This window comes from Afipia broomeae ATCC 49717 (assembly GCF_000314675.2).
Taxonomy (GTDB): Bacteria; Pseudomonadota; Alphaproteobacteria; order Rhizobiales; family Xanthobacteraceae; genus Afipia; species Afipia broomeae.
Genome location: NZ_KB375283.1, coordinates 1,007,382 through 1,032,130, shown reverse-complemented (window position 1 = coordinate 1,032,130; position 24,749 = coordinate 1,007,382). Strand labels below are relative to the sequence as shown.

The following is a 24,749-nucleotide window of genomic DNA, read 5'->3' as shown; positions in this document are numbered from 1 at the left end:
CTCGTTTCCGGCAATAAACTCTGTTAGTACGACGCCTTCAGCAAACGCGAGAACCGGTTTTGCGCGAAAATGCGCCCTGATTTACAAGGGCGCGTGCCGCCAGCCAATTTCACGTTGTGCGACAGTCCGATATTCTGCCCAACGTCCTGAGAGATCATTCATGCCCCGCGACAACGATAAAAACAACGGCCGTCCGCCGCGCCGTGAAGGCGGAGCGGGTGGAGGCTACAAGGCCGGCGGCAGAGACCGCCCCGGTGGAGGCGCGCGCGGCGGAGGAAGTTCGCGCGACGAGCGGCCGGCACGATCCGGCGGCCCGCGCGGCGACAAGAAATTCGGTGACCGGAAGTTTGGCGACAAGCGTCCGTCCGGCGACAAGCGGCCCTATGCGCCGAAGCCCTATGCCGGCAAGCGCGACGATTTCCGCAAGGACGGACCGGATCGCGGTCCGCGCAAGGACTTCGGCTCGCGGGATCGGGGCGAAGCGCGGTCATTCAAACCGCGCGAGGATCGTGGCGAAGGCCGTCCGTTCAAGCCACGTGGCGATCGTCCCGAAGGACGTTCGTTCAAGCCGCGTGAGGATCGCGGAGAGGGCCGTTCCTTCAAACCGCGTGGTGATCGCAGCGAAGGGCGCCCGTTCAAGCCGCGTGAGGATCGTGGTGAAGGCCGTTCCTTCAAGCCGCGCGATCGCGACGACCGCGCACCACGCAGCGCCGGTGCCGGACGTTTCCAGGATAAAAAATTCGGAGACAGGAAGTTCGGCGAGAAGCGGCCCTACACGCCGCGCGGCGAAGGCAGAGATGACCGTCCCGCCCGCTTCAACCGGGACGACCGTCCGCAGCGTGACGAGCGCCCCCGTTTCAATCGCGGCGACCGGCCCGCGCGTGGTGCGCCGGATCGCGGACCGCGCAAGGATTTCAGCCGAGGTGAAGACCGCGGTGCCGACAAGCCCTGGCAGAAGCGCGGACCCTCGCGCGATGGTGACAGCCGTCCGCCGCGCCGTGAAGGTGCTGGTGGTTTCGACAAGCCCCGTTTCGACCGTGGCGATCGCGATTCCAGCGAGCGTCCGCGTTTTTCGCGCCCCCGCTTTGACAAGCCGCGCGAGGACCGCGCACCGCGTGGCCGCAGTGACTGGCAGGAACATCCACGCAGTGAAGCCGGTGAACGCCCTCGCCGCGACAACGAGGACGACAGCAAGGTCTTCGCCAAGCGGCCCGCGTTCGGCGGCCGCGGCGAATACCGCGAGCGCAAACCCGATTTCGACCGGCGCGCGCCGCGTGCGGCACCGGAAAAGAAAAAGACCGGCGAGCGCATCGCCAAGATCGTCGCGCGCGCCGGGCTATGTTCGCGCCGCGACGCCGAGGACTGGATTGTGCAGGGCCGCGTTGCGGTGAACGGCCGCGTGATCAATTCGCCGGCGCTCGACATCACCGACAACGATGTCGTCACCATCGACGGCAAGCCGTTGCCGGAGCGCGAGCGCACGCGGCTGTTTCTCTATCACAAGCCGCGCGGCCTGATGACGACCCACGACGATCCCGAGGGCCGTCCGACAGTGTTCGACAATCTGCCTGAGGGACTTCCGCGCCTCATCAGCGTCGGCCGGCTCGACTTCAACACCGAAGGCCTGCTGCTGCTGACCAATGACGGCGGGCTCGCCCGCGCGCTGGAACTGCCGGACACCGGCTGGCTGCGGCGTTATCGCGTCCGCGCCCACGGCGAAGTCACGCAGGCCCAGCTCGACGAACTGAAAAAGGGCGTCGAGGTCGACGGCGTGAAGTATGGTTCGATCGATGCGACGCTGGAGCGCGACAAGGCGGCCAACGTCTGGATCGTGTTTGCGATCCGCGAAGGCAAGAACCGCGAAGTCCGCAACGTCATGGCGCATCTCGGACTTGAAGTGAACCGGCTGATCCGCATTTCCTACGGGCCGTTCCAGCTCGGCGAGATCGAGGAAGGCCAGGTAGAGGAGATCAAGTCGCGGGTGCTGCGCGACCAGCTCGGCGAGAAGATCGTCGCGATGTCCGGCGCGCAGTTCGACAAGCCGGTGAAGCAGGCCGCGGAGGACGAAGACGCGCCTCGCATCAAGGGCCGCATCAAGCCTGCGGGAAAGAAGAGCGGACTGATCGCGGATCGCAAGGGCCGCAAGATTCTTGTGACCCGTGCGGGCAGCGACGAAGCTCGTGCGCGCAACGAGGAAGCAGCCGGCGGCTACGGCCCGCCGCGCCGTCCGCAACGCGGCTACAAGGGCAAGCGCGATCTGAAGCCCAAAGACGGCGTCACGGAAGACTGATGCATGATCCGGAAAAGTGGGAACCGGTTTTCCGATAAGATCATGCTCGGAGTCTAGCATGCGTGTCGTCGGTGGTCGTCTGAGAGGCCGCAACATTGCCTCGCCTTCGTCGAATGACATCCGTCCGACGCAGGATCGTCTGCGCGAGTCGCTGTTCAACATTTTGATGCATGCGTATGAGAACCCGATCGACGGCGCGCGGGTGCTCGATCTGTTCGCGGGCACCGGTGCGCTTGGTATCGAGGCGGTGTCGCGCGGCGCGGCGTTCACGCTGTTCGTGGACAACGGCGCGGAGGCGCGGGCGCTGCTGCGCAACAATGTCGAAGCGCTCGGGCTCGGCGGCGTCACCAAGGTCTATCGCCGCGATGCGACCAATCTCGGCCCCGCCTATCCGGTCGAGCCGTTCTCGCTGGCGTTCCTCGATCCGCCCTACGGGCGCGGACTGGCCGACAAGGCGCTGGCTTCCCTGCGTGACGGCAAGTGGCTGACGCCGGAGGCGCTGGTGGTGGTCGAGGAATCGAAGGCGGCGGCGTTCAAAGCGCCCGAGGGCTTCGAAGAACTCGAGCGCCGCGCCTATGACGACACGGAGTTTGTGTTTTTAAAGAGCGCTTAGATCAGGGCAGATTCTTCCAAATGCCGCGTGTTGAGGTTTTGTCGAGTTTTCCTTCACGAGCTAGCTGGTTTGATGCCCATCGCAATTCGTATTGCCATACGTAAAAGAAATCACCTGACGCTCTGAGGTCGGCTTCGTGGTGGTCCCATATATATCTACCAACCTCGGCTATCCGAGCCGTACCACCACGAGTCCGAATAGCATCAACAATAAGCCTCTTTAAGTCATCTCGCTTCATTCCGAGCAACTCCAAATAAGATCAATTACCGCCGTCCGAACAGCTTCTCAATATCCGCGAGTTTCAGTTCGACATAGGTCGGACGGCCGTGATTGCACTGGCCGGAATTCGGCGTCACTTCCATCTCGCGCAGCAGCGCGTTCATTTCCTCGGGCTTGAGGATGCGCCCGGCGCGCACCGAGCCGTGGCAGGCCATCGTGGCTGCCACATGCATCAGCCGCCGCTCAAGCGGCAATGCTTCGTCCCATTCCGCCATATGCTCGGCGAGATCGCGTAGCAATGAGGCTGCATCGGTCTTGCCGAGCAGCGACGGCGTTTCGCGCACGGCGATTGCGCCGGGACCGAACGACTCGATACTGAGCCCGAATTTCTCCAGTTCGTCCGCGCGCGCCACCAGCCTCTCCACAGTGGCCTCGTCCATCTCGACGATTTCGGGGATCAGTAAAATCTGCCGTTGCACGCCGTTGCGTTCGAGCGAGGCTTTCAGCCGCTCATAGACAATGCGCTCATGGGCAGCGTGCTGATCCACGATCACGAGGCCGTCGCGGGTCTGGGCGACGATATAGTTTTCGTGAATCTGTGTGCGCGCTGCGCCGAGCGGGCTGTCGATCAGGCTTGTCGCAGATGTCGGCTCATGGCGAACGTCGGCTGTCGGTGCGCCGGTATCGAACGCGGCCTGCGCGGCTTCCGCGAAAGCGTTCGAGGTAAATGCGTTGGTATAGGCGAGTGCAGCGGGAGCCGTCGGGAAACTCGGCGAGCGCCGCCAGTCCCAGCCGCGGCTGGACGGAATGCTTCCCGGACGAAAAGCCATGATCGCGGCGCCGTCGGAATTCGCAGCGGTGCGCCTGCCTTCGCGGGCGAGGCCGTCTTTCAACGCATGCACGATCAGCGCGCGGACAAGCCCGGCATTGCGGAAACGTACTTCGGTTTTCGCCGGATGAACGTTGGCATCGACCTCCTGGGTGTCGAGGGTGACGAACAGCGCCACCACAGGATGCCGGTCGCGCGGCAGATAATCGGCATAGGCCGCACGCACTGCCCCGAGGATCAGCTTGTCACGCACCGGCCGTCCGTTGACGAACAGATATTGTCCGAGCGCGTTGGCGCGCGTGAGCGATGGAGCGGCCGCAAAGCCTTCGACGCTTACACCATCGCGTTCGGCGCGCACCTCGATGGCGCTGGCGCGAAAATCCGCCCCCAGAATATCGCCGAGCCGTGTCAGACGGCCGGGAGCGCCGGGCAGCGCCGCCGCCCATGTGACCGGCGCGCGCTCCTCGCCGGACAATGAAAACGCGATATCCGGCCGCGCCATCGCCAGACGGCGCACGACTTCGCGAACAGCTTCCGCCTCGGTGCGGTCGGTTTTGAGAAATTTCAATCGCGCTGGCGTCGCGTAGAACAGATCGCTGACCTCGACCCGCGTTCCGGCAGTCAGGGCGGCGGGGACGATATCGGACTTCGCTCCGGCGTCGACACTGAGCGTCCATGCATGGGGCTCGCTGGCGTGCCGGGTGGCGATGTTGAGTTTTGACACCGCGCCGATCGAGGGCAGCGCTTCGCCGCGAAAGCCCAGCGTGCGGATGCGCAGCAGGTCCTCGTCGTCGAGCTTCGATGTTGCGTGACGGTCGACCGACAGCGCGAGATCGTCATGCGTCATGCCTGCGCCGTCGTCGGTGACGGCGATGCGGCGGCGTCCGCCACCTTCGGTGAAAATATCGATGCGCGACGCGCCGGCATCGATGGCATTCTCCACCAGTTCCTTCACCGCGCTCGCGGGCCGCTCAACCACCTCGCCGGCGGCGATGCGGTTGACGATTTGAATGGGGAGCTGGCGGACGGGCATGGGAATTCCGGGGCGATTCGATGATCCGGCGTATTTTACCCGGGGATCGGCTCGATTGTACGGCCGAACAGGTATGTTTTACCCGCTAATTCTCAATCGTCGAAACTGCGCGTATTGCGCTTTGCCTTGACGTCGCTGCGGCGCTTCTTGCCGTCGAGACGGCGCATCTTCGAGCCGAGGGTCGGCCGCGTGGCGCGGCGCGGTTTCGGGCGAACGGCAGCTTCGCGCAACAGCTCCAGCAACCGGTCGATGGCGTCGGCGCGGTTGCGCTCCTGGGTGCGGAAGCGCTGGGCGTGAATGACGATCACGCCGTCCTTGGTCATGCGCTGGCCTGCAAGCGTTGTCAGCCGCGTCAGCACGTCCGGTTCAAGCGCGATGCGCCCGACATCGAAGCGCAATTGCGCCGCGGTCGAGAGCTTGTTGACATTCTGTCCGCCCGGGCCTGAGGCGCGAACGAACGCAATGTCGAGGTCCTTCTCGTCAATGGTGATGTCGCGTGTGACCCGGATCATGCAGCACGCCTAGCACGGTCAGAGCCAACGGGCACCGGTTTTCGCGTCAGTGCGTTGCCGGGACCGCCGTCTCGCTGTGGATTCGCGCCACCATCTCGCCCGCGAGATAGATACCGAGCAGCAGCATCGCGATCAGAAACCAGCGCCGGAACGTATCCGCATCCATGCGCGAGCGGAGCAGCTGGCCGAGGTACATGCCGGCGAAGGCGGTCACCATCGCAACAAGGCCGGGAATGGCGACGGTCGCATTCAGCAGCCCCGCGCCAGTGAGGTTGAACGCCAGCGCCACGGTCGCGGTGGTGAAGAACACACCGAGCGCCTGGACAAGTTCGTCCTTCTCCATCCCGATGGCCTGCATGAAGGGCATCGAGGGAATGACCTGCACCCCGGTCGCCGCCGAGATCACGCCGGTGACCAGCCCGACGATGCCGCCAACCCATTTCTCGTTCCCGCGCGGCACGCTGAAGCGGACCCTGGACAGTCCGATGATGGCGTAGATCACCAGCAGCACGCCGAGCACGATGGTGCCGTAGCGCGCGTAGGGGCCCGTCATCAGGCCCCCGCCTGACAGGATGCCGAGCACGGTGCCGACCATCAGCGGCCACAGCCGGCGCACGATGTCGCGCAGGTATGGGCCGACGAAGGTCTGCCAGATGTTGGTGACGATGGCGGGCACGATCACGATGGCGAGCGCATGCGCGGGCGGCATCCGCGTGGCAAGGAGACCCATCGCCACGGTGGGCAGGCCCATGCCGATGGTGCCTTTGACGAAGCCCGCCAGCAGGAAGACCGCGGCAATGACGATCAGGAGAATCGGATCGGAGAGGGAGCTGGACATGGCGCGTACATTGACCGAGGGCGGCAAACTGCACAATCTGGAGGTTACGGAGCAAGCCTTCGGCTCTGGCCAAGGCAGTGTAAAGGGCCCTGGCCATGCATTTCGATCTGGTGGATATGCGGCTGTTCGTGGCGGTCGCCGAGGCGCGCAGCATCACCCATGGCGCCGAGCGGTCGGCGCTGGCCCTGGCATCGGCCAGCGCGCGCATCAAGGGCATGGAAGCGGCGCTGGGCGTGCCGCTGCTGGAGCGGCAGCGGCGCGGCGTCAGGCTCACGGCCGCGGGCGAAAGCCTGCTCGATCATGCCCGTATCGTGCTGCATCAGATGGCGGCGATGCAGGGCGAACTCAGCGCCTATGCGCGGGGCCTGAAGGCGCGCATCCATATGCTGGCCAATACGTCCGGCGCGAGCGAGCATCTGCCGAAGGCGCTCGCGTCGTTTCTGACGAAATATCCGGCGATCAGCGTCGATGTCGAGGAGCGCGAGAGCGTCGAGATCGCCACGGCACTGGCGTCGGGCGCGGCCGATATCGGTCTCGCGGTCGATGCGATGCTGCCCGAGTGGCTCGACCGGTTTCCGTTCTGTGACGATCGTCTGGTGCTGATCGTGAGGCCGGACGACGAGATTGCCCAGCGCCGTCAGACAAATTTCCGCGACGTCGCTGCCCGTGATTTCGTCGGACTGACCGAGGTCAGCGCGCTGCAAAGCCATATCGCCACTCATGCCGCGCAACTCGGAGTCCGTCTGCGGGTGCGGGCGCGGCTGCGAAGCTTCGATGCGATCTGCCAGATGGTGGAAGCCGGCGTCGGCGTGGCGATCATTCCGGAGGCTGCCGCGCGCCGATACAGCCGCTCAATCAAGATCAAGACAATCAGGATGACCGATCCATGGACCAGCCGCAGGCTGGCGATCTGCACGCGCGGCCGGCAGTCATTGCCCCGCCCGGTGCAGCAGCTTGCGGATCACCTCAGGATGTTTGCGAAGGTGTGATGCCGAAAGCTGCGGCGTCTTAGGTATTCAGGATCTTCAGCGCTTCGTCGTGGATGCGCTTGTCACCCGCTGCGACGATGCGGCCCCCTGACTGCGCGGGCTTGCCCTCCCACGTGGTGATAATGCCGCCTGCACCGGTGACGATCGGAATCAGGGCGGCGACGTCGTAGGATTTCAGCTCGGTCTCGATGATGAGATCGAGATGTCCGGCGGCAAGCATGCAATAGGCATAGCAATCGCCCCCGTAGCGGGACAGCCGCACGCCGGCTTCGACGCGCTCGAACTGCGCGCGGTCCGGCGCCTTCATCAACCGCGGACTGGTGGTGAACAGCGTCGCCTCTGCGAGCGACGCGCAGCGGCGCACCGACAATTTGCGTTTGCCGGAGGGGCCGTCATAACGCGCGGAGCCGCCGTCGCCGCTGAAGCGTTCGGCGATATAGGGTTGATGCATCATGCCGAACACCGGCGTGCCGTTGTGCATCAGCGCGATCAGTGTGCCCCAGATCGGCAGGCCGGCGATGAAAGACTTGGTGCCGTCGATCGGATCGAGCACCCAGACATATTCCGCGTCGGCGCGTTCGGATCCGAACTCCTCGCCGACAATGCCATGAAGTGGAAAGCTGTCCTTGATCATCCGGCGCATCACCGCTTCAGCGGCGCGGTCGGCTTCGGTGACCGGATCGAGATCGCGTCCAGTATTCTTGTTCTCGACGCTGAGCGAGGTGCGGAAGAAGGGAAGGATGGTGTCGCCCGAGGCGGTCGCCAGTCGTCCGATAAAAGCGGTGAAGTCGATGACCGTCACGGGGATTCCTTTAGAACGACCACGAAGCCGATGGAGTGTAAGTGCGAACCTGTTACGGCCCTATAAGAGTCCGGACAGGGGATCAATCGCCCGAAGTTCTGACAGCGCGCCACTAACCGGAGTGTTCATTCCTTACTTTCCGATTCCAAAGCGAAGGTGCAAATGAAAGCCTGATCGCCGATGAATAGAATTAATTATTCATTTCTTGGGCGCGCTTTCATGCTTTTTTGGCACCGTCCGCTTGTCATATTTCTCGATAAGCTGTTGTTATATCAGAAGAATGTAGTTTTTAGTTGAGCGGAAGGCCGCAAGTCTGTTATGCGCTGAGGGCATGACTAATTCTTTAAAAATACTTGCTCTGAGTGCGCTGCGGCTGCATATTGTTGCGGTGCGATAACGCCTCGCGTTATTGCTGCCCTCCTTGGGCGTTTCCTCCCTAGACTTGGGCCACTTGCTTTCGCGAGTGGCCCTTTTTTCTTGGGCGGGGGGAATCGGCAACGCCGAGGCGTCCTGTGCGAGGAGATTCGCATGAGGAAATTTATTCTGCCGCCGCCTGGAACGGTCCGAGGCTGTCGAGCGGGATCGCGGCCAGCGCCTCTGCGAGAACCATGAAATCATCGGCGACCTTGCGGAATTGCGGGCCACGCTCGCGCCGCCGTTCATCCATGTAGATTGCGCGATTGAGTTCAAGCTGGATTGTATGCAGTCCGCTGGCCGGGTTGCCATAGTGCTCGGTGATGAAGCCGCCGGCGTAAGGTTTGTTGCGGCCCGCCGAGTATCCCAGACCGGTGAGCGTTTCCTCGACCACATCTGGCAGCAGGCTCGCGCAACTCGTGCCGTAGCGATCGCCGATCACGACGTCGGGGCGTCTGGGCTCATCGCGCGTGACGCCGACCGATGGCATCGAATGGCAATCGACCAGAATGACCGTGCCGAAGGCCTGATGTGCCTTGTTGATGAGGCGGCGCAATGCGCGATGATAAGGCTTGTAGAGCGACTCGATGCGGTTCAGTGCGTCCTCGACGTCGAGGCGTTCGAAATAGATTTCCTGACCGTCGCCGACCACGCGCGGAATCGTCCCGAGGCCACCCGCGACCCGCATCGAGCGGGTGTTTGCGAAGCTCGGCAGCCTTCCGGCGAACATGCGCGGATCAAGCTCATAGGGCTCGCGATTGACGTCGACATAAGAGCGCGGAAAATTCACCCGCACGATCGGAAATCCTCGGCCGGTGAGATCCGCGATGATCTCGTCCATGAACGAATCTTCCGAACGTCGCAGCGCCGCCTGATCGATGCGGGAAGCGGCCAGAAATTCGCGCGGATAGACCGATCCTGAATGCGGTGAGTTGAAGATGATCGGCGCGCGCCAGACGGCCGGCTCGATGATCTCGAACGGAGGCGACAACTCGTCCTCGAACTGGGTCATTGCCACCTCTTTCCTCGCCATTTTCATCTGCGGTGTTATGCTCACCGCTGCTGAAATGCCTGCCCGGGCAACACATTTCGCCGGAAAAGCAGGTGTTTTGTTCGACATCATTGTCCGCAAACCTAACTGATCTGCCAATAGGAACTTCGCCTTCACCCGAAATTTACTCTCCATCGGCCAAATAGGCGGCGGGGACTTCTCCATTCACGATCAGACGACCAGTGACAGGCCATGCAGCACAAAATTCTCCTCGCCGAAGACGACAACGACATGCGCCGCTTTCTGGTCAAGGCGCTGGAGAATGCCGGTTTTCAGGTCTCGTCCTACGACAACGGGCTGTCAGCCTATCAGAGGCTTCGCGAAGAGCCTTTTGAAATGCTTCTAACCGACATCGTGATGCCGGAAATGGACGGCATCGAGCTGGCGCGCCGCGCGTCTGAACTGGATCCCGATATCAAGATCATGTTCATCACCGGCTTTGCCGCCGTGGCGCTGAATTCGGACTCCGAGGCGCCGAAAAACGCCAAGGTCCTGTCCAAGCCGGTCCATCTGCGCGAACTGGTCAGCGAAGTGAACAAGATGCTGGCGGCCTGAGGGCAGTCGATTCGGGGTTAATTTGCCCCCAAAACACGTCTTCCCGTCCTTGCCTGCGGCGATCCAAGCCGATATAGGGACGCATCCCGGCACTAATGGTTTTTAAGGGCGCGTAGCTCAGCGGGAGAGCACCTCGTTGACATCGAGGGGGTCACAGGTTCGATCCCTGTCGCGCCCACCATCGCTTCTCAATACACGCAGTCTCGTGGCATTGTGGAGACAGCGCGTATCTGAAGCCGCCGCTGGGACTTGCCGTAGATTGTCCCTTTCCAGACGTCGCAATAGGATTCCCCGGGGAACTGGGGGATTTCATGACCAAAACAGCCGTGTTTTCGGCGATTGCGCTGCTTGCCTTTTCGGCGCTCCCCGCATCCGCACAAACATCCGACCGTCAATCGTCAGCGCAGCGTGCCGCGGCGATCCAGAATTCGACCGCGCGCGACGCAATGGCCGCCCAGCCGGCGGTCCCTGCGGATCCGGCGGCTGCCAAGCTGTGGTCGTGGGGCGGCTTCTACTTCGGTGCGGGGTGGGGCCGCGAAAAGAAATCGCTCGATCAGGGAACGGCGTATCAAACGCTTGTACCCGGCGGGCCCGGCCAACCGTCGAACGAACCGGTTCGGCTGGATTCCATCAACTATCTCAATCGCGGTCACATCCTCGGTGGATACCTCTGGCAGTATGAGCGGTTTCTGCTCGGCGCGGAGGGCGATTATTCGTTCGGCGACCGTGTTCTGGCATCAATTCCGTTCGGACCCGAGCCCGGTTATTGCGGCGTCGGCACGACCGGCAATTATATCTGCGGAAGCCCGACCTCGTTCGGTTCGGTCGAGACCAGGGGGCATCTGCGCGGTGTCGCCGGCTTAGCCATTACCCCCGAATTGATGGCGTTTATCAGCGGCGGCGCTGCGTTCGGCCGAAGCGACACCGTCGGTTCTCATGTCGGCTTCGCGCTGGGGAGCAGCCCGTCTGCACCTGTCATCGTGTCCGGCACCTCGTTCGCTCCGAACAAGAACCTGGTCGGTACGTCAATCGGCGGCGGCATTCAGGTGAAAGCCAGCGATAACCTCATCGCAAGGCTCGAATATCTGAAGGATACGTACACCGATGTGGTGACGAGCGGCGCGACTGTTCAAGCCAACGTCAACGGCAACATCGTGACGATGACTTCTCCGAGCGAGAAGGTGAAAGTGACCAACGAAACCATTCGTGCGTCGCTGATCTATCGCTTCGATCCCAATGTCTCGCCGTCGGCGGCCGCGGCTCTCAACTGGAAGTCGTTCACGACCGATCCGAGGCTCTATGCCAACACATGGGCCGGCTTCTATGTGGGCGGCGGCATCACCCAGAACAACTACGAGGTCAAGCAGGAAGGCGGTATGACGATTACCGTCGACGACAACACCACGGCTGGCACGGATTTTTCAAGGCAAGAGGGCTTCTCGCGAAAAATGGATCGCACCGGCAATCATCTTCTTATCGGTTATCGCGCGCAGTGGAACAGGTTCTGGCTGGGTATCGAAGGCGACTTTGAGTTGAACTCGCTGTCCAGCCTCGTGAATGGCAAGAGTCCCGGCATGTTTGGAAGCGCTTGGGGAGCCAACATGACGTGCTACATATTTCCAACAGCAACCTCCTGCGTTGGTCTGGCGATGGCGGGCAACCTTTCCGTCGAGAGCAAGAATCATCTTCGTCTGATGGGCGGCTTTGTCATCACGCCTCAACTCTCGGGGTTCTTCAGTTACGGAAAGTCCTACGGCACGGTCGCGGGCAGCATCGGATCGAGTGCCGGCGGCTTCACGATCTCGCCGCCGAGTGCGCCGCTCCTTGGTGCGGCGTCGGTGACACAGACCTTTGCCCCCGAGAACCTGATCGGCACCTCCATCGGCGGCGGGTTTGAATTCAAGGCGACCGACGATCTGTCCATCCGCGGCGAATATCTGCGGGACACTTACACATGGAGCCATCTCCCGATTGGCGGAGCAGGCTTCGGCGGAACGATTGGCAATATTACGACCAACTCGTTCGCCGCGGCATCCAACGTCCATCAGATTGTGAACGAGGCCTATCGCGTCTCGCTGGTGTATCGCTTGCTGAATCCGCAGGGCGACCGGTTCTGTTCTTTCTGCTGGTGATCTTCCTACAGGTAATCGCGCCCGCCGGTCATTTGATCGGCGGGCGTTTTCGTGTCTGGAACTCTCGCAGCCTTACGGCGTTGCATGTGCTGGAGGACGATCATATGCGAACTCTTCTGGGAATGGTGCTGGGCTGCCTGCTGACCATTGGCGTGGTCTACATTCACGACTCGATGGCGACATCGACAGTGGCCAGCGGCGTATCCGCCGGCACATCACGCCAGATCGTGAACTGGGATGTGGCCGCCAGCGAGTGGGGACAGGTCAAGGAAAACGTCCGCACCACCTGGCTGAAGCTGAAAGCCAGCAGCGGCTGATAGTTTAACCGCTGATGATTCATGTGATCAAGGCCTGGCAGCAATGCCGGGCCTTTGTTCGCGCAAGGATCACACGTCCGTTGTTTTCTTTTCGAGCATGCGCGTGGCGCGGGAGCGGATCGTCGCCTGGATGCCATGCGCCAGACCTGCAAGCAGCCAGGGCAGCATCACCTCGAGCTTGACGTGATCTTCAGCCACCTCGATCGTTCCGCCGACCTGTTGCTTCAACGCGGTCAACTGGAATGCGAGGCGATCGCCGCTCCAGATTTCCTCATTGATCTGAAGAATCTTTCCGTACTCCGATCGCACGCTGCCGAGTCCGGTCTTCAGGCGGCGAGTCGCTTCTTCCTTCCCCAGCCTGTGGGGAATGGAGACGATGAACGGTTGAGCCAATGTCGTGCCTCGAGCGATAGGTTCGGAGGCCGACTATAGCAACCGAACCCGATGCGGGCTCAAGGAAATTTCAAGGTTCATTAACGCTGAGAGGCGCGGCCGCATGCGGGAAGGGCGGTTCCGTGATATTTTAAGGCATGCTCCGCCTTGTGACAGTCGCATCCGTGCTGTCGTCGAATCTCGGTGCGCGTCCCGCACCTGTGATCGATACGACGGATGACGCCTCCACCGGCTACTGGGCTTACCGTCTCAGTGTATCGCCGCAGGATCTTGCCGCCGCAATCGATGAGGTCGGCCCCTCTGTCGCCGCGGTGCGCCGGCATCTTGGCAAATAAGCGTTGAGCGGGCCAAGCAAAAGCCCGGCGCGAGGCCGGGCTATATTCGCAAGTCAGAATGACCGGCTGAGCGGTCGGATCAATCACATTGCTGGTAGCCGGACGATGCACACTTCTGCGCCCTTGCCCGTGCGTCTGCGATCTGCTGGGAGCTGAGCTGGCTGGACACGGCCGCGAGTTCTTTCTTGGCCTCGTCGTTCCCCTGCATCGCGGCGACGTCGTACCACATGTACGCCTTCTCGATGTCTTCGGATTCCTTGCCTTCGCCTGTGTAGTACAGGCTTCCGAGCAACACCTGAGCGTCCGCATTGCCCTGCTTCGCCGCGAGTCGGCCCCACTTCTGGGCCTGCTTGCGGTCCTTGGAAACCCCGAGACCCATTTTATGCATGAGGGCGATACGATACTGCGCGACGGCGTTCCCTTTTTCCGCCAGCGGTCGAAACAGCTTCGCGGCGGCGGCGTATTCCTTCTTCGCAAAAGCTTTCAGCCCGTCTTCCCATTTGCCTGCGTGCGCGGCAGAGGCATTCATCGTCAATCCGGCGGCAATGATAGCCGCAGCCAATCCAGTAAATCGGAACATTGCAAAGCCCCATCCCTAATAAACTATAGGACTTCCCTATATCGCGGACGCCGAGGCGGCACAACGCGAACACGCTCGTCCATTCGTTGGAGCGAGCAGCGGAGGACTCAGAGTGCAATGCAAAACATTCTCAATCTGCGCACGCGCGAAAGGCGCGCGTCGAAACGCACGCCTTTCGTTCAGTCCGATTTCGTATCAGTAGTAGCCGCGCAGCGGCCGCCTGCGGGGCTGCCGGTTCAGCATCAAGGCCAGCGCGAAACCGACCGCACCTGCGATCAGCAGGGCGCCGAGCGGTTGCTCCCGAACGGCAGAGGCGACCGCCTTGTTACCGTCGCGATAAATATCGCTGCCCGTATCGAGTGCCTCCTTGGCGTATCCGCTTGCTGCATCGCCGATATCGCGTGCCGCGTCCTTCGCCTGGCCGTACAGGTTCTGCACGGTTCCTGCCGCCTCGCGCGCACGTCCCGACGCCTCGGTCGATGCGTCGCCTGTTGCGCGGCCGAATGCACCTTCAACTTTTCCTGCGGCGTCTTTTGCTGCGCCTGTGATCCGATCCTTGTCCATCGTCATGTTCTCCGGGGGTGATGGACCAACAACAATCTGACCTGCCATGGGTTCCGTCGGATGCCGAAAATGCCGCAGCAGCCGAACATTTTTCGATTCGTCTCGTTGATAAGGGCACAGCAAGGGAGTTGCACATGGCAGACGTATCGAAAATCAAGGAACATATGGACGTGATCGATTCCACCGGTAAAAATATCGGTCAGGTCGATCACCTTGAAGGTAGCGACAGGATCAAACTCACCAAGAGCAGTTCGCCCGATGGGGTACACCATTTCGTTCCGGTCGCGTGGATCGATCATGTCGACACGCATGTTCATCTGAAGAAGCCGGTCAACGACGTCAGCGAGTTGCAAAGGGCGTCATAGTATTCTCAAACAGAAAAGGCCCGCTCATTGAGCGGGCCTTTCGCGTTGCGGCTGATTGGCCGTCAGCCCTTGATGAAGGCCAGCAGATCGTTGTTGATGACGTCCGCATGCGTGGTGATCATGCCGTGCGGATAGTCCTTGTAGGTTTTCAGCGTGCCTTTCTTTAGCAGCTTGGCGCTGAGCGGGCCGGATGCGACGTAAGGCACGATCTGATCGTCCTCGCTGTGCATCACCAGCACGGGAATGTCGATCTTCTTCAGGTCTTCGGTGAAATCGGTCTGCGAGAAAACGACGATGCCGTCATAATGCGCCTTGGCGCCGCCGATCATGCCCTGACGCCACCAGTTGCCGATTGTGCCTTCGTTGGGCTTCGCGCCAGGCCGATTGAAGCCGTAAAAGGGCCCTTCCGGCAGATCGCGATAGAACTTGGCGCGGTTGGCAGCGAGTTGCGCCTGCAGATCGTCAAACACGGACTTGGGCAGACCGAGCGGATTTGCGTCGGTCTTGACCATCAGCGGCGGCACCGCAGAGATAATAGCTGCTTTCGAAGCCCGGCTTGTGCCGTGACGTGCGAGATAATGCACAACCTCGCCGCCGCCGGTCGAGTGGCCGACATGGATTGCATCTTTCAGATCGAGATGAGTGACGACGGCGGCCAGATCGTCGGCGTAATGGTCCATATCATGACCGTCGCCCACCTGGGTGGAGCGCCCGTGGCCGCGCCGGTCGTGTGCAACGACGCGAAAACCCTTGGAGAGAAAGAAAAGCATCTGCGGATCCCAGTCGTCCGCAGACAGCGGCCAGCCGTGGCTGAACACGATGGGCTGACCGGAGCCCCAGTCCTTGTAGAAAATGTCAACGCCGTCTTTGGTTTTGACCATAGGCATATCGTTTTGTCCTTTCAGCTTCCCGAAAACGAGCCGGCTAATCGGGTGACACCCTTGATACGATAGCTCGTCCACTGTTTCGATGACATGGGCGGGTGCCGTTATTTGCGCGGAAAATCCAGGCAGTCTCCTGTTACGCCTGAAAATGTCATATTGGCCTCTTTTTGAGACGCGGGCTTTCGACAAACCTATCGTGTCTTTTTCTTTTTGCTCTTTCGTTTTTTTCGATGCAGGAGCATGAAAAAAAGCGGCGCTGTTGCCAGCGCCGCCTTTTGTTGCGTGTCTATGCCGCTTCGATCAGCCGTGCAGCTTCTTCGCGGTTTCCGCGATGGTCTTGCCCTGATAGCGGGCGCCGGCAAGTTCGTTCGCGCTCGGCTGGCGGCTGCCGTCACCGTCGGTGATGGTGGTCGCGCCGTAGGGCGAGCCGCCGGTTACTTCCTTGACACCCATCTGTCCGGCGAAGCCGTAGTTCAGGCCGACCACGACCATGCCGAAGTGCAGCAGGTTGGTGATGATCGAGAACAGCGTGGTCTCCTGGCCGCCGTGCTGCGTGGCGGATGAACTGAACGCGCCGCCGACCTTGCCGTGCAATGCGCCCTTCGCCCACAGGCCGCCGGCCTGATCGAGGAAGTTGGCCATCTGCGACGAGATGCGGCCAAAGCGGGTGCCGGTGCCGACGATGATCGCATCGTAGTTCGCAAGATCCTCGATCTTGGCAACGGGCGCCGCCTGATCGACCTTGTAGTACGACGCCTTGGCGACGTCGGGCGGTACCAGTTCGGGAACGCGCTTGATGTCGACAGTCGCGCCGGCTTCGCGTGCGCCCTCGGCGACAGCGTTCGCCATCGCTTCGATGTGTCCGTAAGCCGAATAGTAAAGAACAAGAACCTTGGCCATGATGGCCTCCTTCAGTTTTCAGGGTTGAATGGGGATTGGCGAGAGAGAATGGATGCGGCTTAAGCCGCATCCACGAGAACGAGTTCGGTGTCTTCGAGCGCGGTGACCTTCACCGACGCTTCTTTCTGGACCGCGACGCCGTCGCGGGCATTGGCGCGCACGCCGTTGACCTCAATGCTGCCGGCCGCCGGAACGAGATAGCCGTAGCGCGTCTCGCCGAGCGCATACTCAGCGGTCTCGCCGGCCTTCAGCGTTGTCGCCAGCACGCGGGCGTCGGCGCGGATCGGCAGGGCATCGTTGTCGGCCTTGAAGCCGCTGGCGATGGTGACGAACTTGCCGGAGCGGTCGGCCTTCGGGAACGGCTTGGCGCCCCAGCACGGCTGTCCGCCTTCCTGCGTCGGCTCGATCCAGATCTGGAAGATCTTGGTCGTTACCGGTTCAAGATTGTACTCGGAGTGGCGGATGCCCGAGCCTGCGCTCATCACCTGCACATCGCCGGCCTCGGTGCGGCCCTTGTTGCCGAGCGAGTCCTGATGCGTGATCGCGCCTTCGCGAACGAAGGTGATGATTTCCATGTTGGCATGGGGATGCGCAGGGAAGCCGGTGTTCGGCGCAATCTCGTCGTCGTTCCAGACGCGCAGGCTGCCGTGATTCATATTGTTCGGGTCGTAGTGGCTGCCGAACGAAAAGTGGTGCTTTGCCTTGAGCCAGCCGTGATTGGCGCTGCCGAGTTTGTTGAATGGCCGAAGTTCGATCATGGGATATTCCTTCGTTGAATGTGCTTGAGGTGACCGCCGGGTGCGTGGTGCGCCGTGGGTAACCTCGAATTCGATGGGTTATGGATAAGCGCTCCCGAATGGTGCATAAATAGAAACTATGGAAACTCATTGTTTCCATATATGACACATGAGGGATGGCTCGCATGCCCAGGCTTCCGGACTTCGAAGGGCTGGCGATCTTCGCCAAAGTCGTGGAAATGCGGTCGTTTGCAGGGGCCGCGACCGAACTGGCGCTGTCGAAGGCGACTGTTTCCAAGGCCGTCAGCCGTCTTGAGGACCGGCTCGGCGCACGGCTGTTCAACCGCACCTCGCGGCAACTGGCGCTGACCGATGCCGGCCAGAGACTGTCCGAGCGTGCGGCACGACTTCTGATGGACGGCGAGGCGGCGGAGAACGAAGCGCTGGCGCAATCGTCCGCGCCGCGCGGTCTGGTGCGCTTTGCTGTGCCGATGACCTATGGCGTCCGCGTCATTGCGCCGCTGCTGCCGGAGTTTCTGAGCGCCTATCCCGAAGTGTCGATCGACCTGCATCTGAGCGATGCCATGGTCGATCTGATCGGCGACGGCTTCGACGCCGGCATCCGCATCGCGCGCCTGCCGGATTCATCGCTCGTTGCGCGCCGGTTGAGCGACATGCGGCGCTACACGGTGGCGGCGCCGTCCTACCTGAAGAATTACGGCCGGCCGACGCATCCCATGCATCTCGCTCAGCACAAATGCTTCGGCTACGCATATCTCTCGACGCCGGGCGTGTGGCACTACGTCAATGCGGCGGGCGAGCAGGCGACGGTGCGGCCGTCGGGGCAACTGCGCGTCAACAACGGCGAAGCCACCATGCCGGCGCTGCTGGCCGGGCTCGGCATCGCCGATTTGCCGGATTTCATTGTCGGCGACGCCATTGCGTCGGGACAACTCGAAGTCATCCTCAAGGACTGGAAACAGCCCGAGGGCGCCGTGCATCTGGTGATGCCGCCGGGCGGCCCGCGCCCCGCGCGTGTCGAAGTGCTGGCGGATTTTCTCGCCGACAAGCTTGGCCGCACCAGACGCGCGGCCCGCTAAGTCCATCACGTTCCTGTTCCGCACTGGATTGGCAGGCCAAGTCTGCGTAACATGGGTTTCCATCCTCGAAGGTTTCCCTGAATGCGCAATTTCATCTCGCCGTCCCGCTCCATCGCAGTGGGGGAACGCGGCATGGCCGCGACCTCGCACCCGCAGGCGACTCTCGCCGCACTCGACATTCTGAAAGCCGGCGGCAATGCGATGGACGCTGCCATTGCGGCGGTCGCCTTGCAGGGCGTGGTCGAGCCACAGATGACCGGCATCGGCGGCGACTGCTTTGTGATCTATTCGCCGAAAGCAGGCACGCCGGTTGCGCTGAACGGATCGGGCCGTACACCCGCGAAGACCGATCTCGCTGCCACGATGGCCAAGGGCGCGAAGGCGCTCACACCGACCTCGATCGAAGGCGTCACCGTTCCGGGCGCGATCGATGCATGGTGCAAGCTTGCTGCGAAGCACGGCAGCAAATCGCTGGACGAGATCTTCAAACCGGCCATCGATGCCGCCGAAAACGGTTTCCGCATCACGCCGCGCGTGGCGTCGGACTGGTCGCGCAACCGTGCGAAACTCGAAAGCAATCCGGCGGCGACAGCGCATTATCTCCCCGGCGGTATCGCGCCTGCGATTGGTGACCGGCGCAGCCAGCCGGCACTCGGAAAGACGCTGCGCCGCATCGCGCGCGAAGGCCGCGCGGCATTCTATGAGGGCGAGGTCGCGGAAGAGCTTGCAAGCGTGCTGCAAGGCCTCGGCGGTGTGCACACGGTGGAAGACTTCGCCGCGAACACGCCCGAAGACGTGACGCCGATCTCTACGAGCTACGGCGGCCATGACATTCTCGAATGCCCGCCGAACGGGCAGGGCCTGGCGGCGCTGATGATCCTGCGCACGCTGGCGGGCTACGACATCAAGGCGCTCGCGGAAGTTGACCGCGTGCACCTCTTGGCGGAAGCGACCAAAGCGGCGTATCGCGCGCGCGATGCGTTCTTCTGCGACCCCGCACACGGCAAGGTCGATGCCGCGCATTTTCTTTCGGACCAGTATATCGGCGCGATCCGCAGCAAGATCGATATGACGCGGGCCAGCGCGGCTGTCGACTGGGACGACATCGAGCACAAGGATACGGTCTACGTCACCGTGGTGGACCGTGATCTCAACGCCGTGTCGTTCATCAATTCGCTGTTCCAGCCGTTCGGCAGCGGCATCTATGCGCCGAAGTCCGGCGTGCTGCTGCACAACCGCGGCTGGGGCTTCCGGCTTCAGCCCGGTCACCCCAATGCGCTCGGCCCGAACAAGCGGCCGATGCACACCATCATTCCGGGCATGGTGATGAAGAACGGACGCTGCATGATGCCGTTCGGCGTGATGGGCGGCCACTATCAGGCGACCGGTCACGGCAACTTTCTCTCCAACGTGTTCGACCTCGGCATGGACATTCAGGCCGCATCCGAAGCGCCGCGCTCGTTCGCGTTCGAGGGCGTGCTGTCCCTGGAGCCGACATTTGGAAAAGAGGTCGGCACGGAACTCGCGGCGCGCGGGCACGACGTGAAATGGGCCGATGTCGCCCTCGGCGGCTGTCAGGCGATCTGGATCGATCACGAACGCGGAGTTCTGCTCGGCGCCACCGACCATCGCAAGGATGGCGTGGCGCTCGGCATTTGAGCACTCGTTCCGGACGCACGTCGTGCGTCCGGCGGCACATCAACCGGCGCGGCTATCATCCGCGCACGATTGGCATTGTCACGTATTGCCGTACTTCATGAAAAAGCACCGCCTCTCACCCGAGAGGTTGTGGCATCGCCATGTCTTGCCGTCCTCGCTTGGCGTCGCCTGCTCGAACGGAACCAGTTCCTTGAATCGCGTCAGCCAGATTCCGTCGGGCCGGACCTGAACCTCGTCGGAACTCAACTGTTCGCAATCGCTCGGTCCGCAACAGTGAACGCCATCGGAACCTCTGTAGGCCCCTTCGGCGATCCAGTTCGGACGTCCATCCGCATCATGCGCGAAGCAGACGCGGGTTATCAGCAGTCCCACTGTCAGGAACAAGAAAATGACTGATCGCATCACATCACCTCCTTGAGGAAATGCGAAGCATCAATCGTGCCAGATGGAAGGCTTATCGATCTCCCGCGGCATGCTTGAACTGCGAAGACAGTGCCGGCGAATCAATTCGGCAACACCTGCGGCTTGCCCGCGATTTAGGGGTGTGCGGCGAGCAGTTTCGGCAAATCCGCCAGCGCGCCAATGCGATAGTCCGGTTCCCAGCCGAATTCATCCATCTGCATGCGGATCGCCTTGAACATCGACAACGGCCGCACGAGGTCGGCTTTCACAAATTCGGTAGCCATCGCCCGTGGTGTGACGCGTTCGATCCAGGCCACGTTCAGGCCGAACGCCTTGGCGCCGCAGGCATCGAACGGATTGGAGGAGACGAACAGCACCTCATGCGGTTTCACACTGAGATTTGATTCGATCAGGTCATAAGTGCGCGGCGACGGCTTGAAGACCTTCGTCGTGTCGATGCTGATGGTGGCGTCGAGAATGGTATCGAGGCCGGTGTTGCGCACCAGCGCGTTCAGCATATCGGTGCTGCCGTTCGACAGGATCGCGAGCTTGCGGTCTTTCATCGCCGCAAGAGCTTCCTTCGCATCGGGGTAAAGATCGAGGTGGACGTACTTCTCCATGATGCGCTCGAAGGCCTTCTCATCGAACGTCAGGCCGAGCGCCTTGAGGGTGAACGTCAGCGATTGCCGCGTGATGACCGAGAAATCCTCGTAGCGCCCCATCAGTGAGCGAAGCCAGGTGTATTCGAGCTGCTTCATGCGCCAGATCTGGGTGATCAGCTCGCCATAGCCGGGAAACGCCTCGTCGGTGACAGCGGCGACCGACTGCACGTCATAGAGCGTGCCGTAAGCATCGAATACAACGGCCTTGATCGTCATCTGCGCTTCCTTCAGGGTATGGCGACAAAGAATAAAAACAAATTCTCAGGGAGGCATCATGAATCGGCGCGAGCTTCTGAAAGCGGCTGCAGTTGTGCCGCTGTCACAGGTTGCATTGCACACGCTGTCCGGCAACGCCAATGCGCAGGCGGCATGGCCGTCGCGCAACATCACCATGATCGTACCGTTTCCCGCTGGTGGGCAGGCGGATCTCGCGGCCCGGCCGGTGGCGCTGGCACTGGAGCGCATTCTGGGAAAACCCGTTATTGTCGATAACCGCGCCGGCGGCGGCGGCGGTTCGGTCGGCAATGCTGCGGCTGCGCGCGCTGAGCCCGACGGCTACACGCTGCTGATGACACTCTCGTCGCTGGCGGTATTGCCGGAAGCCGACCGGCTGTTCGACCGCCCGGTGGCTTATGAGATGTCGCAGTTTGCGCCGGTGGCACGGGTGCTCGCCGATCCGACCATGCTGGCGGTACCCGCATCCGCGCCATGGAAAACGGTCAAGGAGTTCGTCGAGGACGCGAAGGCGCGGCCGGGCCAGATACCTTATGGCTCGTCCGGTCCTTACGGGACGCTGCACATCGCGATGGAAATGTTTGCGGCCAGCGCCGGGATCAAGCTGCTGCATGTGCCGTTCCGCGGCGCAGGTCCGGCATTGACGGGATTGCTGACCGGCACGGTGCAGGCGGTGGCCTCGGCGCCGGGCACGCTGCGCGCGCAGGTCGATGACGGCAAGATGCGCGTGCTGGCCGGATGGGGCGCAAAGCGCGTCGCAAGTTTCCCCGACGTGCCGACGTTTCAGGAGCTCGGTTACAAAGACGTCGAGTTCTACATCTGGGCGGGTTTGTTCGCGCAGACGGCATTGCCTGCACCGATCATGACCAAGCTGCGCGAAGCCATGGGCGAGGCGGTGCGCGCACCGGAGGTAGTGAAAACATTCGAGACCGCGGGCAGCCCCGTCGCCTACCTCGATGCGCCGGAGTTTACGAAATTCGTCGAAGCCGACAGCGCCCGGCTGATCGCGGCAGTGAAGAAGATCGGCAGGGTGGAGTAGCGCGTGCTTGCGCCATTATGCCACTTCGCTCTGCTCCCGGATTTCGCTCACGTCGATCCATTCGGCGCCGGTCAGTTCGGCCATGCGTGCTGGCGAGATGCGAACGGCGCTGTTGATCGAGCCGGCAGCCGGCACGACTTCACTGAAGGCTTTCAGTGAAATGTCGCAATAGACCGGCAGCGGCGTCTTCAGTCCGAAAGGGCAGATGCCGCCAACCGGATGGCCGGTGGCATCGAGCGCTTCCTCGGCGCTGAGCATGCGCGGCTTGCCGCCGAACACCGCGCGCGCCTTCTTGTTGTCGAGCCGGGCGGTGCCGCAGGTGACCACCAGCAGCACGCGGTCACCCACGCGCAATGACAATGTCTTGGCGATCTCCGCAGGTGTCACGCCATAGGCTTCGGCGGCCAGCGCCACCGTGGCGGAACTTTTGTCCGATTCAATGACGGTAATATCGGGCGCATTTTTCGCGAAAAACGCGCGAACCGTTTCGAGGCTCATGCTTTGTCCTGTCGGCAAACCTGTATTCCGACCGAGGACCTACCATGGCCAGAGCCGCGCGCAAATCGTCCGCAAGACGGACGCGAAAGACATTATCTGCAGGAAAAGCATCCTCAAGGAAGGCAGGTAAGAGGCGCACGTCGGCCAAGCGTTCCGTCCGTAAATGGTCGGGCCGTGTCACAGCCACCAGCGATGCGCTCGATCTCAAGCATCATCTGTTCAAGCAGCGGAGTCCTGCCGCCATCGCGCGTTCGTTGAAGCGCTCGGCGGAGCGCAGCCATCGCCGCAAGGCCAGCCCGTACCAGTCGGCGATGTCGATGCTGAATTTTTACATCAACCGGGGCGGCAAGAATCTGTCCGCAGCTCGCAAGCGCAAGCTCGAAGCGGCCAAGTCCGAGCTGCGGAAGGCGTTCGGGAAAAAGGCCGCCTGACGTCGGGTCAGCCATTGGCGGTGGTCTGGGTCCGGATATCCTGCGCGGTGCGCTTGAGCGCGACCAGAAATTTCTTCTTGGCTTCGGTCTCGGTCACAGTGCCCGAAATGGTGTTGATGCTGACAGCGGCCACGACATGGCCGGCCTGGTCGCGCACCGGCACCGCGATGCCGCAGATCGCAGGATCGAGTTCGCCGTCGATCCAGGCATAGCCCTGCTGCTCCACCCGCGTCAGTTCTTCACCAAGTTTGATCGGGCAGGTGAGGGTGCGGGGAGTCACCTGCTTGAATTCGATCTCGGAGATATATCGTGCACGCTGGTCGGGCGGCAGTGCGGCGAGCAGCACACGTCCCAGCGAGATCAGATGCGCGGGCAGGCGGCTTCCAATGCCGAGATTGGCGGAGAGGATGCGTCGCGCCGGCAGGCGAAGCGCATACACGATTTCGGTTTCATCCAGCACCGCCAGCGCGCAGGATTCTCCGATCTCGTTGCGCAGGTCTTCGAGCGCGCGCTGGGCATAACCCCAGTAGGGCAGCGCGTTGAGATACGACAATCCGAGGCCAAGCGCGCGCGGACGCAGGCTGAAGTAACGGCCGTCGGCTTCGCAGTATTTCAGCGCCACCAGGGTTGCGAGCATGCGCCGCGCGGTTGCGCGCGTCAGCCCCGCGAACGCCGCGGTCTCCGACAGCGTGTGCCGTCCCGGCGGCCGTCCCAGCGCTTCGACCACGGAAAATCCTCTCGCGATGGCGCGGACGAAACCGTCACTCTCCTTGGGCATTCAGACATCCTCTCAAAACCGGACTTGTCAGGATCGAAAAGCCGGACCATAGTGTTCGTACAGTGACTATAAAGTTCGCCTGATGAACATAGATGAGAGATTGCCATGGCGCAAGCACAAGCTTTCGAGACCGACTTCTGGAAGGACGAAAATTTGCGAAAGGTCTGGGACGAGATCGTTCCGGGTGAACCGCGCAAGACGATTCCCTACCTGCTGACCAAGGAAGCCATCGCGCTCCTGTGCAAGGCCGTCGGTGAAACCAACCCGCTTTACCTCGATGAGGCTTATGCCAAGACCACGCCCTGGGGCGGCATTATCGCGCCGCCATCGATTCACATCCTGCTGATGTTCGCCTGCACCGAGGCTGACGACTGGATGCGCTCACCCGGCACCGTGAATGCGGGCCAGTCCTGGAGCTACAACAAGCCCGCACGGCCCGGCGACACGATTACGCTGCAGGCTCGCGCGCTCGACAAGTTCATCAAGCGCGAGCGGCTGTTCGTGGTCCACGACAACGTCTTCTTCAACCAGCACGGCGACGTGATCTGTTCCGGCCGCGGCCAGACCATCCGGCCGATGTAACGCGAGGAGTTC

28 protein-coding genes and 1 tRNA gene are annotated in these 24,749 nt (G+C 61.9%); 14 read left to right on the top strand and 15 right to left on the bottom strand.

Annotated features, from left to right (window positions below; translation table 11 throughout):
* Positions 1 to 160 precede the first annotated feature (160 nt).
* The gene (locus tag HMPREF9695_RS17440; protein WP_006022209.1) at positions 161 to 2,290 is read left to right on the top strand and encodes a pseudouridine synthase; all 2,130 of its coding nucleotides are present in this window, start codon (positions 161 to 163) and stop codon (positions 2,288 to 2,290) included.
* A gap of 58 nt (positions 2,291 to 2,348) precedes the next feature.
* On the top strand, positions 2,349 to 2,903 hold the full coding sequence (rsmD, locus tag HMPREF9695_RS17435; RefSeq protein WP_006022208.1) for a 16S rRNA (guanine(966)-N(2))-methyltransferase RsmD: 555 nt from the start codon (positions 2,349 to 2,351) through the stop codon (positions 2,901 to 2,903).
* 263 nt (positions 2,904 to 3,166) lie between these two features.
* On the opposite strand, the gene mutL is transcribed toward rsmD, so the two are convergent.
* The 3 genes from mutL to HMPREF9695_RS17420 form a co-directional block, all read right to left on the bottom strand.
* On the bottom strand, positions 3,167 to 4,984 hold the full coding sequence (gene mutL, locus HMPREF9695_RS17430; RefSeq protein ID WP_006022206.1) for a DNA mismatch repair endonuclease MutL: 1,818 nt from the start codon (positions 4,982 to 4,984) through the stop codon (positions 3,167 to 3,169).
* 92 nt (positions 4,985 to 5,076) lie between these two features.
* Positions 5,077 to 5,496 (bottom strand): alternative ribosome rescue aminoacyl-tRNA hydrolase ArfB, encoded by a 420-nt coding sequence (arfB, locus tag HMPREF9695_RS17425; RefSeq protein ID WP_006022205.1) that lies wholly within the window; start codon positions 5,494 to 5,496, stop codon positions 5,077 to 5,079.
* A 46-nt stretch (positions 5,497 to 5,542) separates the two neighbouring features.
* A complete protein-coding gene (locus tag HMPREF9695_RS17420; RefSeq protein ID WP_006022204.1) occupies positions 5,543 to 6,334 on the bottom strand; it encodes a sulfite exporter TauE/SafE family protein in 792 nt (263 codons plus the stop codon).
* A 95-nt stretch (positions 6,335 to 6,429) separates the two neighbouring features.
* Here HMPREF9695_RS17420 and HMPREF9695_RS17415 point away from each other — a divergent pair, with 95 nt between their 5' ends.
* Positions 6,430 to 7,323 (top strand): LysR family transcriptional regulator, encoded by an 894-nt coding sequence (locus HMPREF9695_RS17415; protein WP_006022203.1) that lies wholly within the window; start codon positions 6,430 to 6,432, stop codon positions 7,321 to 7,323.
* Between the two features lie 19 nt (positions 7,324 to 7,342).
* Here the strand turns inward: HMPREF9695_RS17415 and hisN are convergent, their stop codons facing one another.
* Positions 7,343 to 8,125 (bottom strand): histidinol-phosphatase, encoded by a 783-nt coding sequence (hisN, locus tag HMPREF9695_RS17410; protein WP_006022202.1) that lies wholly within the window; start codon positions 8,123 to 8,125, stop codon positions 7,343 to 7,345.
* A gap of 538 nt (positions 8,126 to 8,663) precedes the next feature.
* A complete protein-coding gene (locus HMPREF9695_RS17405; protein WP_006022200.1) occupies positions 8,664 to 9,551 on the bottom strand; it encodes an N-formylglutamate amidohydrolase in 888 nt (295 codons plus the stop codon).
* Positions 9,552 to 9,782: 231 nt separating this feature from the next.
* Between HMPREF9695_RS17405 and cpdR the strand changes: the two genes are divergently transcribed.
* The 4 genes from cpdR to HMPREF9695_RS17385 all read left to right on the top strand — a co-directional run bounded on the left by cpdR (position 9,783) and on the right by HMPREF9695_RS17385 (position 12,594).
* Positions 9,783 to 10,145, top strand: a complete 363-nt coding sequence (gene cpdR / locus HMPREF9695_RS17400) for a cell cycle two-component system response regulator CpdR (protein WP_002713397.1) — start codon at positions 9,783 to 9,785, stop codon at positions 10,143 to 10,145.
* A gap of 106 nt (positions 10,146 to 10,251) precedes the next feature.
* Positions 10,252 to 10,326: transfer RNA gene (locus tag HMPREF9695_RS17395), tRNA-Val, on the top strand.
* Positions 10,327 to 10,456: 130 nt separating this feature from the next.
* Entirely contained in the window at positions 10,457 to 12,277 is a 1,821-nt protein-coding gene (locus tag HMPREF9695_RS17390; RefSeq protein WP_006022199.1) for an outer membrane protein, read from the top strand.
* 104 nt (positions 12,278 to 12,381) lie between these two features.
* Positions 12,382 to 12,594, top strand: a complete 213-nt coding sequence (locus HMPREF9695_RS17385) for a hypothetical protein (RefSeq protein ID WP_006022198.1) — start codon at positions 12,382 to 12,384, stop codon at positions 12,592 to 12,594.
* A gap of 69 nt (positions 12,595 to 12,663) precedes the next feature.
* Here the strand turns inward: HMPREF9695_RS17385 and HMPREF9695_RS17380 are convergent, their stop codons facing one another.
* Positions 12,664 to 12,987 carry a polyhydroxyalkanoic acid system family protein gene (locus HMPREF9695_RS17380; protein WP_006022197.1) on the bottom strand — a complete coding sequence of 108 codons (324 nt, stop codon included), beginning with the start codon at positions 12,985 to 12,987 and terminating at the stop codon, positions 12,664 to 12,666.
* 137 nt (positions 12,988 to 13,124) lie between these two features.
* Between HMPREF9695_RS17380 and HMPREF9695_RS17375 the strand changes: the two genes are divergently transcribed.
* On the top strand, positions 13,125 to 13,322 hold the full coding sequence (locus HMPREF9695_RS17375; protein WP_024919874.1) for a DUF3606 domain-containing protein: 198 nt from the start codon (positions 13,125 to 13,127) through the stop codon (positions 13,320 to 13,322).
* A gap of 79 nt (positions 13,323 to 13,401) precedes the next feature.
* Here HMPREF9695_RS17375 and HMPREF9695_RS17370 read toward each other — a convergent pair whose 3' ends face one another.
* Together HMPREF9695_RS17370 and HMPREF9695_RS17365 are read right to left on the bottom strand one after the other, a co-directional pair.
* Positions 13,402 to 13,902, bottom strand: coding sequence for a tetratricopeptide repeat protein (locus HMPREF9695_RS17370; protein WP_024919875.1), 501 nt, complete (start codon positions 13,900 to 13,902; stop codon positions 13,402 to 13,404).
* 195 nt (positions 13,903 to 14,097) lie between these two features.
* Entirely contained in the window at positions 14,098 to 14,466 is a 369-nt protein-coding gene (locus HMPREF9695_RS17365; RefSeq protein ID WP_006022194.1) for a CsbD family protein, read from the bottom strand.
* A 134-nt stretch (positions 14,467 to 14,600) separates the two neighbouring features.
* Between HMPREF9695_RS17365 and HMPREF9695_RS17360 the strand changes: the two genes are divergently transcribed.
* Positions 14,601 to 14,831 (top strand): DUF2171 domain-containing protein, encoded by a 231-nt coding sequence (locus tag HMPREF9695_RS17360; RefSeq protein WP_006022193.1) that lies wholly within the window; start codon positions 14,601 to 14,603, stop codon positions 14,829 to 14,831.
* 62 nt (positions 14,832 to 14,893) lie between these two features.
* Here the strand turns inward: HMPREF9695_RS17360 and HMPREF9695_RS17355 are convergent, their stop codons facing one another.
* The 3 genes from HMPREF9695_RS17355 to HMPREF9695_RS17345 all read right to left on the bottom strand — a co-directional run bounded on the left by HMPREF9695_RS17355 (position 14,894) and on the right by HMPREF9695_RS17345 (position 17,373).
* Positions 14,894 to 15,718 carry an alpha/beta fold hydrolase gene (locus tag HMPREF9695_RS17355; RefSeq protein ID WP_006022192.1) on the bottom strand — a complete coding sequence of 275 codons (825 nt, stop codon included), beginning with the start codon at positions 15,716 to 15,718 and terminating at the stop codon, positions 14,894 to 14,896.
* A gap of 297 nt (positions 15,719 to 16,015) precedes the next feature.
* Positions 16,016 to 16,615, bottom strand: coding sequence for an NAD(P)H:quinone oxidoreductase (wrbA, locus tag HMPREF9695_RS17350; RefSeq protein ID WP_006022191.1), 600 nt, complete (start codon positions 16,613 to 16,615; stop codon positions 16,016 to 16,018).
* Between the two features lie 59 nt (positions 16,616 to 16,674).
* Entirely contained in the window at positions 16,675 to 17,373 is a 699-nt protein-coding gene (locus HMPREF9695_RS17345) for a pirin family protein (RefSeq protein ID WP_006022190.1), read from the bottom strand.
* A gap of 164 nt (positions 17,374 to 17,537) precedes the next feature.
* Here HMPREF9695_RS17345 and HMPREF9695_RS17340 point away from each other — a divergent pair, with 164 nt between their 5' ends.
* Together HMPREF9695_RS17340 and HMPREF9695_RS17335 are read left to right on the top strand one after the other, a co-directional pair.
* On the top strand, positions 17,538 to 18,452 hold the full coding sequence (locus HMPREF9695_RS17340; RefSeq protein WP_006022189.1) for a LysR family transcriptional regulator: 915 nt from the start codon (positions 17,538 to 17,540) through the stop codon (positions 18,450 to 18,452).
* An 81-nt stretch (positions 18,453 to 18,533) separates the two neighbouring features.
* Complete coding sequence (locus tag HMPREF9695_RS17335) at positions 18,534 to 20,111, top strand: gamma-glutamyltransferase family protein (protein WP_006022188.1); 1,578 nt, start codon at positions 18,534 to 18,536, stop codon at positions 20,109 to 20,111.
* 78 nt (positions 20,112 to 20,189) lie between these two features.
* Here HMPREF9695_RS17335 and HMPREF9695_RS17330 read toward each other — a convergent pair whose 3' ends face one another.
* Positions 20,190 to 20,513, bottom strand: coding sequence for a hypothetical protein (locus tag HMPREF9695_RS17330; RefSeq protein ID WP_006022187.1), 324 nt, complete (start codon positions 20,511 to 20,513; stop codon positions 20,190 to 20,192).
* Positions 20,514 to 20,647: 134 nt separating this feature from the next.
* The gene (locus HMPREF9695_RS17325; protein ID WP_006022186.1) at positions 20,648 to 21,391 is read right to left on the bottom strand and encodes a haloacid dehalogenase type II; all 744 of its coding nucleotides are present in this window, start codon (positions 21,389 to 21,391) and stop codon (positions 20,648 to 20,650) included.
* A 58-nt stretch (positions 21,392 to 21,449) separates the two neighbouring features.
* Between HMPREF9695_RS17325 and HMPREF9695_RS17320 the strand changes: the two genes are divergently transcribed.
* Positions 21,450 to 22,448, top strand: a complete 999-nt coding sequence (locus tag HMPREF9695_RS17320; protein WP_006022185.1) for a tripartite tricarboxylate transporter substrate binding protein — start codon at positions 21,450 to 21,452, stop codon at positions 22,446 to 22,448.
* Between the two features lie 15 nt (positions 22,449 to 22,463).
* Here HMPREF9695_RS17320 and HMPREF9695_RS17315 read toward each other — a convergent pair whose 3' ends face one another.
* Entirely contained in the window at positions 22,464 to 22,946 is a 483-nt protein-coding gene (locus tag HMPREF9695_RS17315; protein ID WP_006022183.1) for a YbaK/EbsC family protein, read from the bottom strand.
* A 44-nt stretch (positions 22,947 to 22,990) separates the two neighbouring features.
* Between HMPREF9695_RS17315 and HMPREF9695_RS17310 the strand changes: the two genes are divergently transcribed.
* Positions 22,991 to 23,377, top strand: coding sequence for a DUF3175 domain-containing protein (locus HMPREF9695_RS17310; protein WP_006022182.1), 387 nt, complete (start codon positions 22,991 to 22,993; stop codon positions 23,375 to 23,377).
* Positions 23,378 to 23,384: 7 nt separating this feature from the next.
* Here the strand turns inward: HMPREF9695_RS17310 and HMPREF9695_RS17305 are convergent, their stop codons facing one another.
* Positions 23,385 to 24,155 carry an IclR family transcriptional regulator domain-containing protein gene (locus tag HMPREF9695_RS17305; RefSeq protein ID WP_006022181.1) on the bottom strand — a complete coding sequence of 257 codons (771 nt, stop codon included), beginning with the start codon at positions 24,153 to 24,155 and terminating at the stop codon, positions 23,385 to 23,387.
* Positions 24,156 to 24,260: 105 nt separating this feature from the next.
* Between HMPREF9695_RS17305 and HMPREF9695_RS17300 the strand changes: the two genes are divergently transcribed.
* The gene (locus HMPREF9695_RS17300) at positions 24,261 to 24,737 is read left to right on the top strand and encodes a MaoC family dehydratase (RefSeq protein ID WP_006022179.1); all 477 of its coding nucleotides are present in this window, start codon (positions 24,261 to 24,263) and stop codon (positions 24,735 to 24,737) included.
* The last annotated feature ends 12 nt before the right edge of the window (positions 24,738 to 24,749 follow it).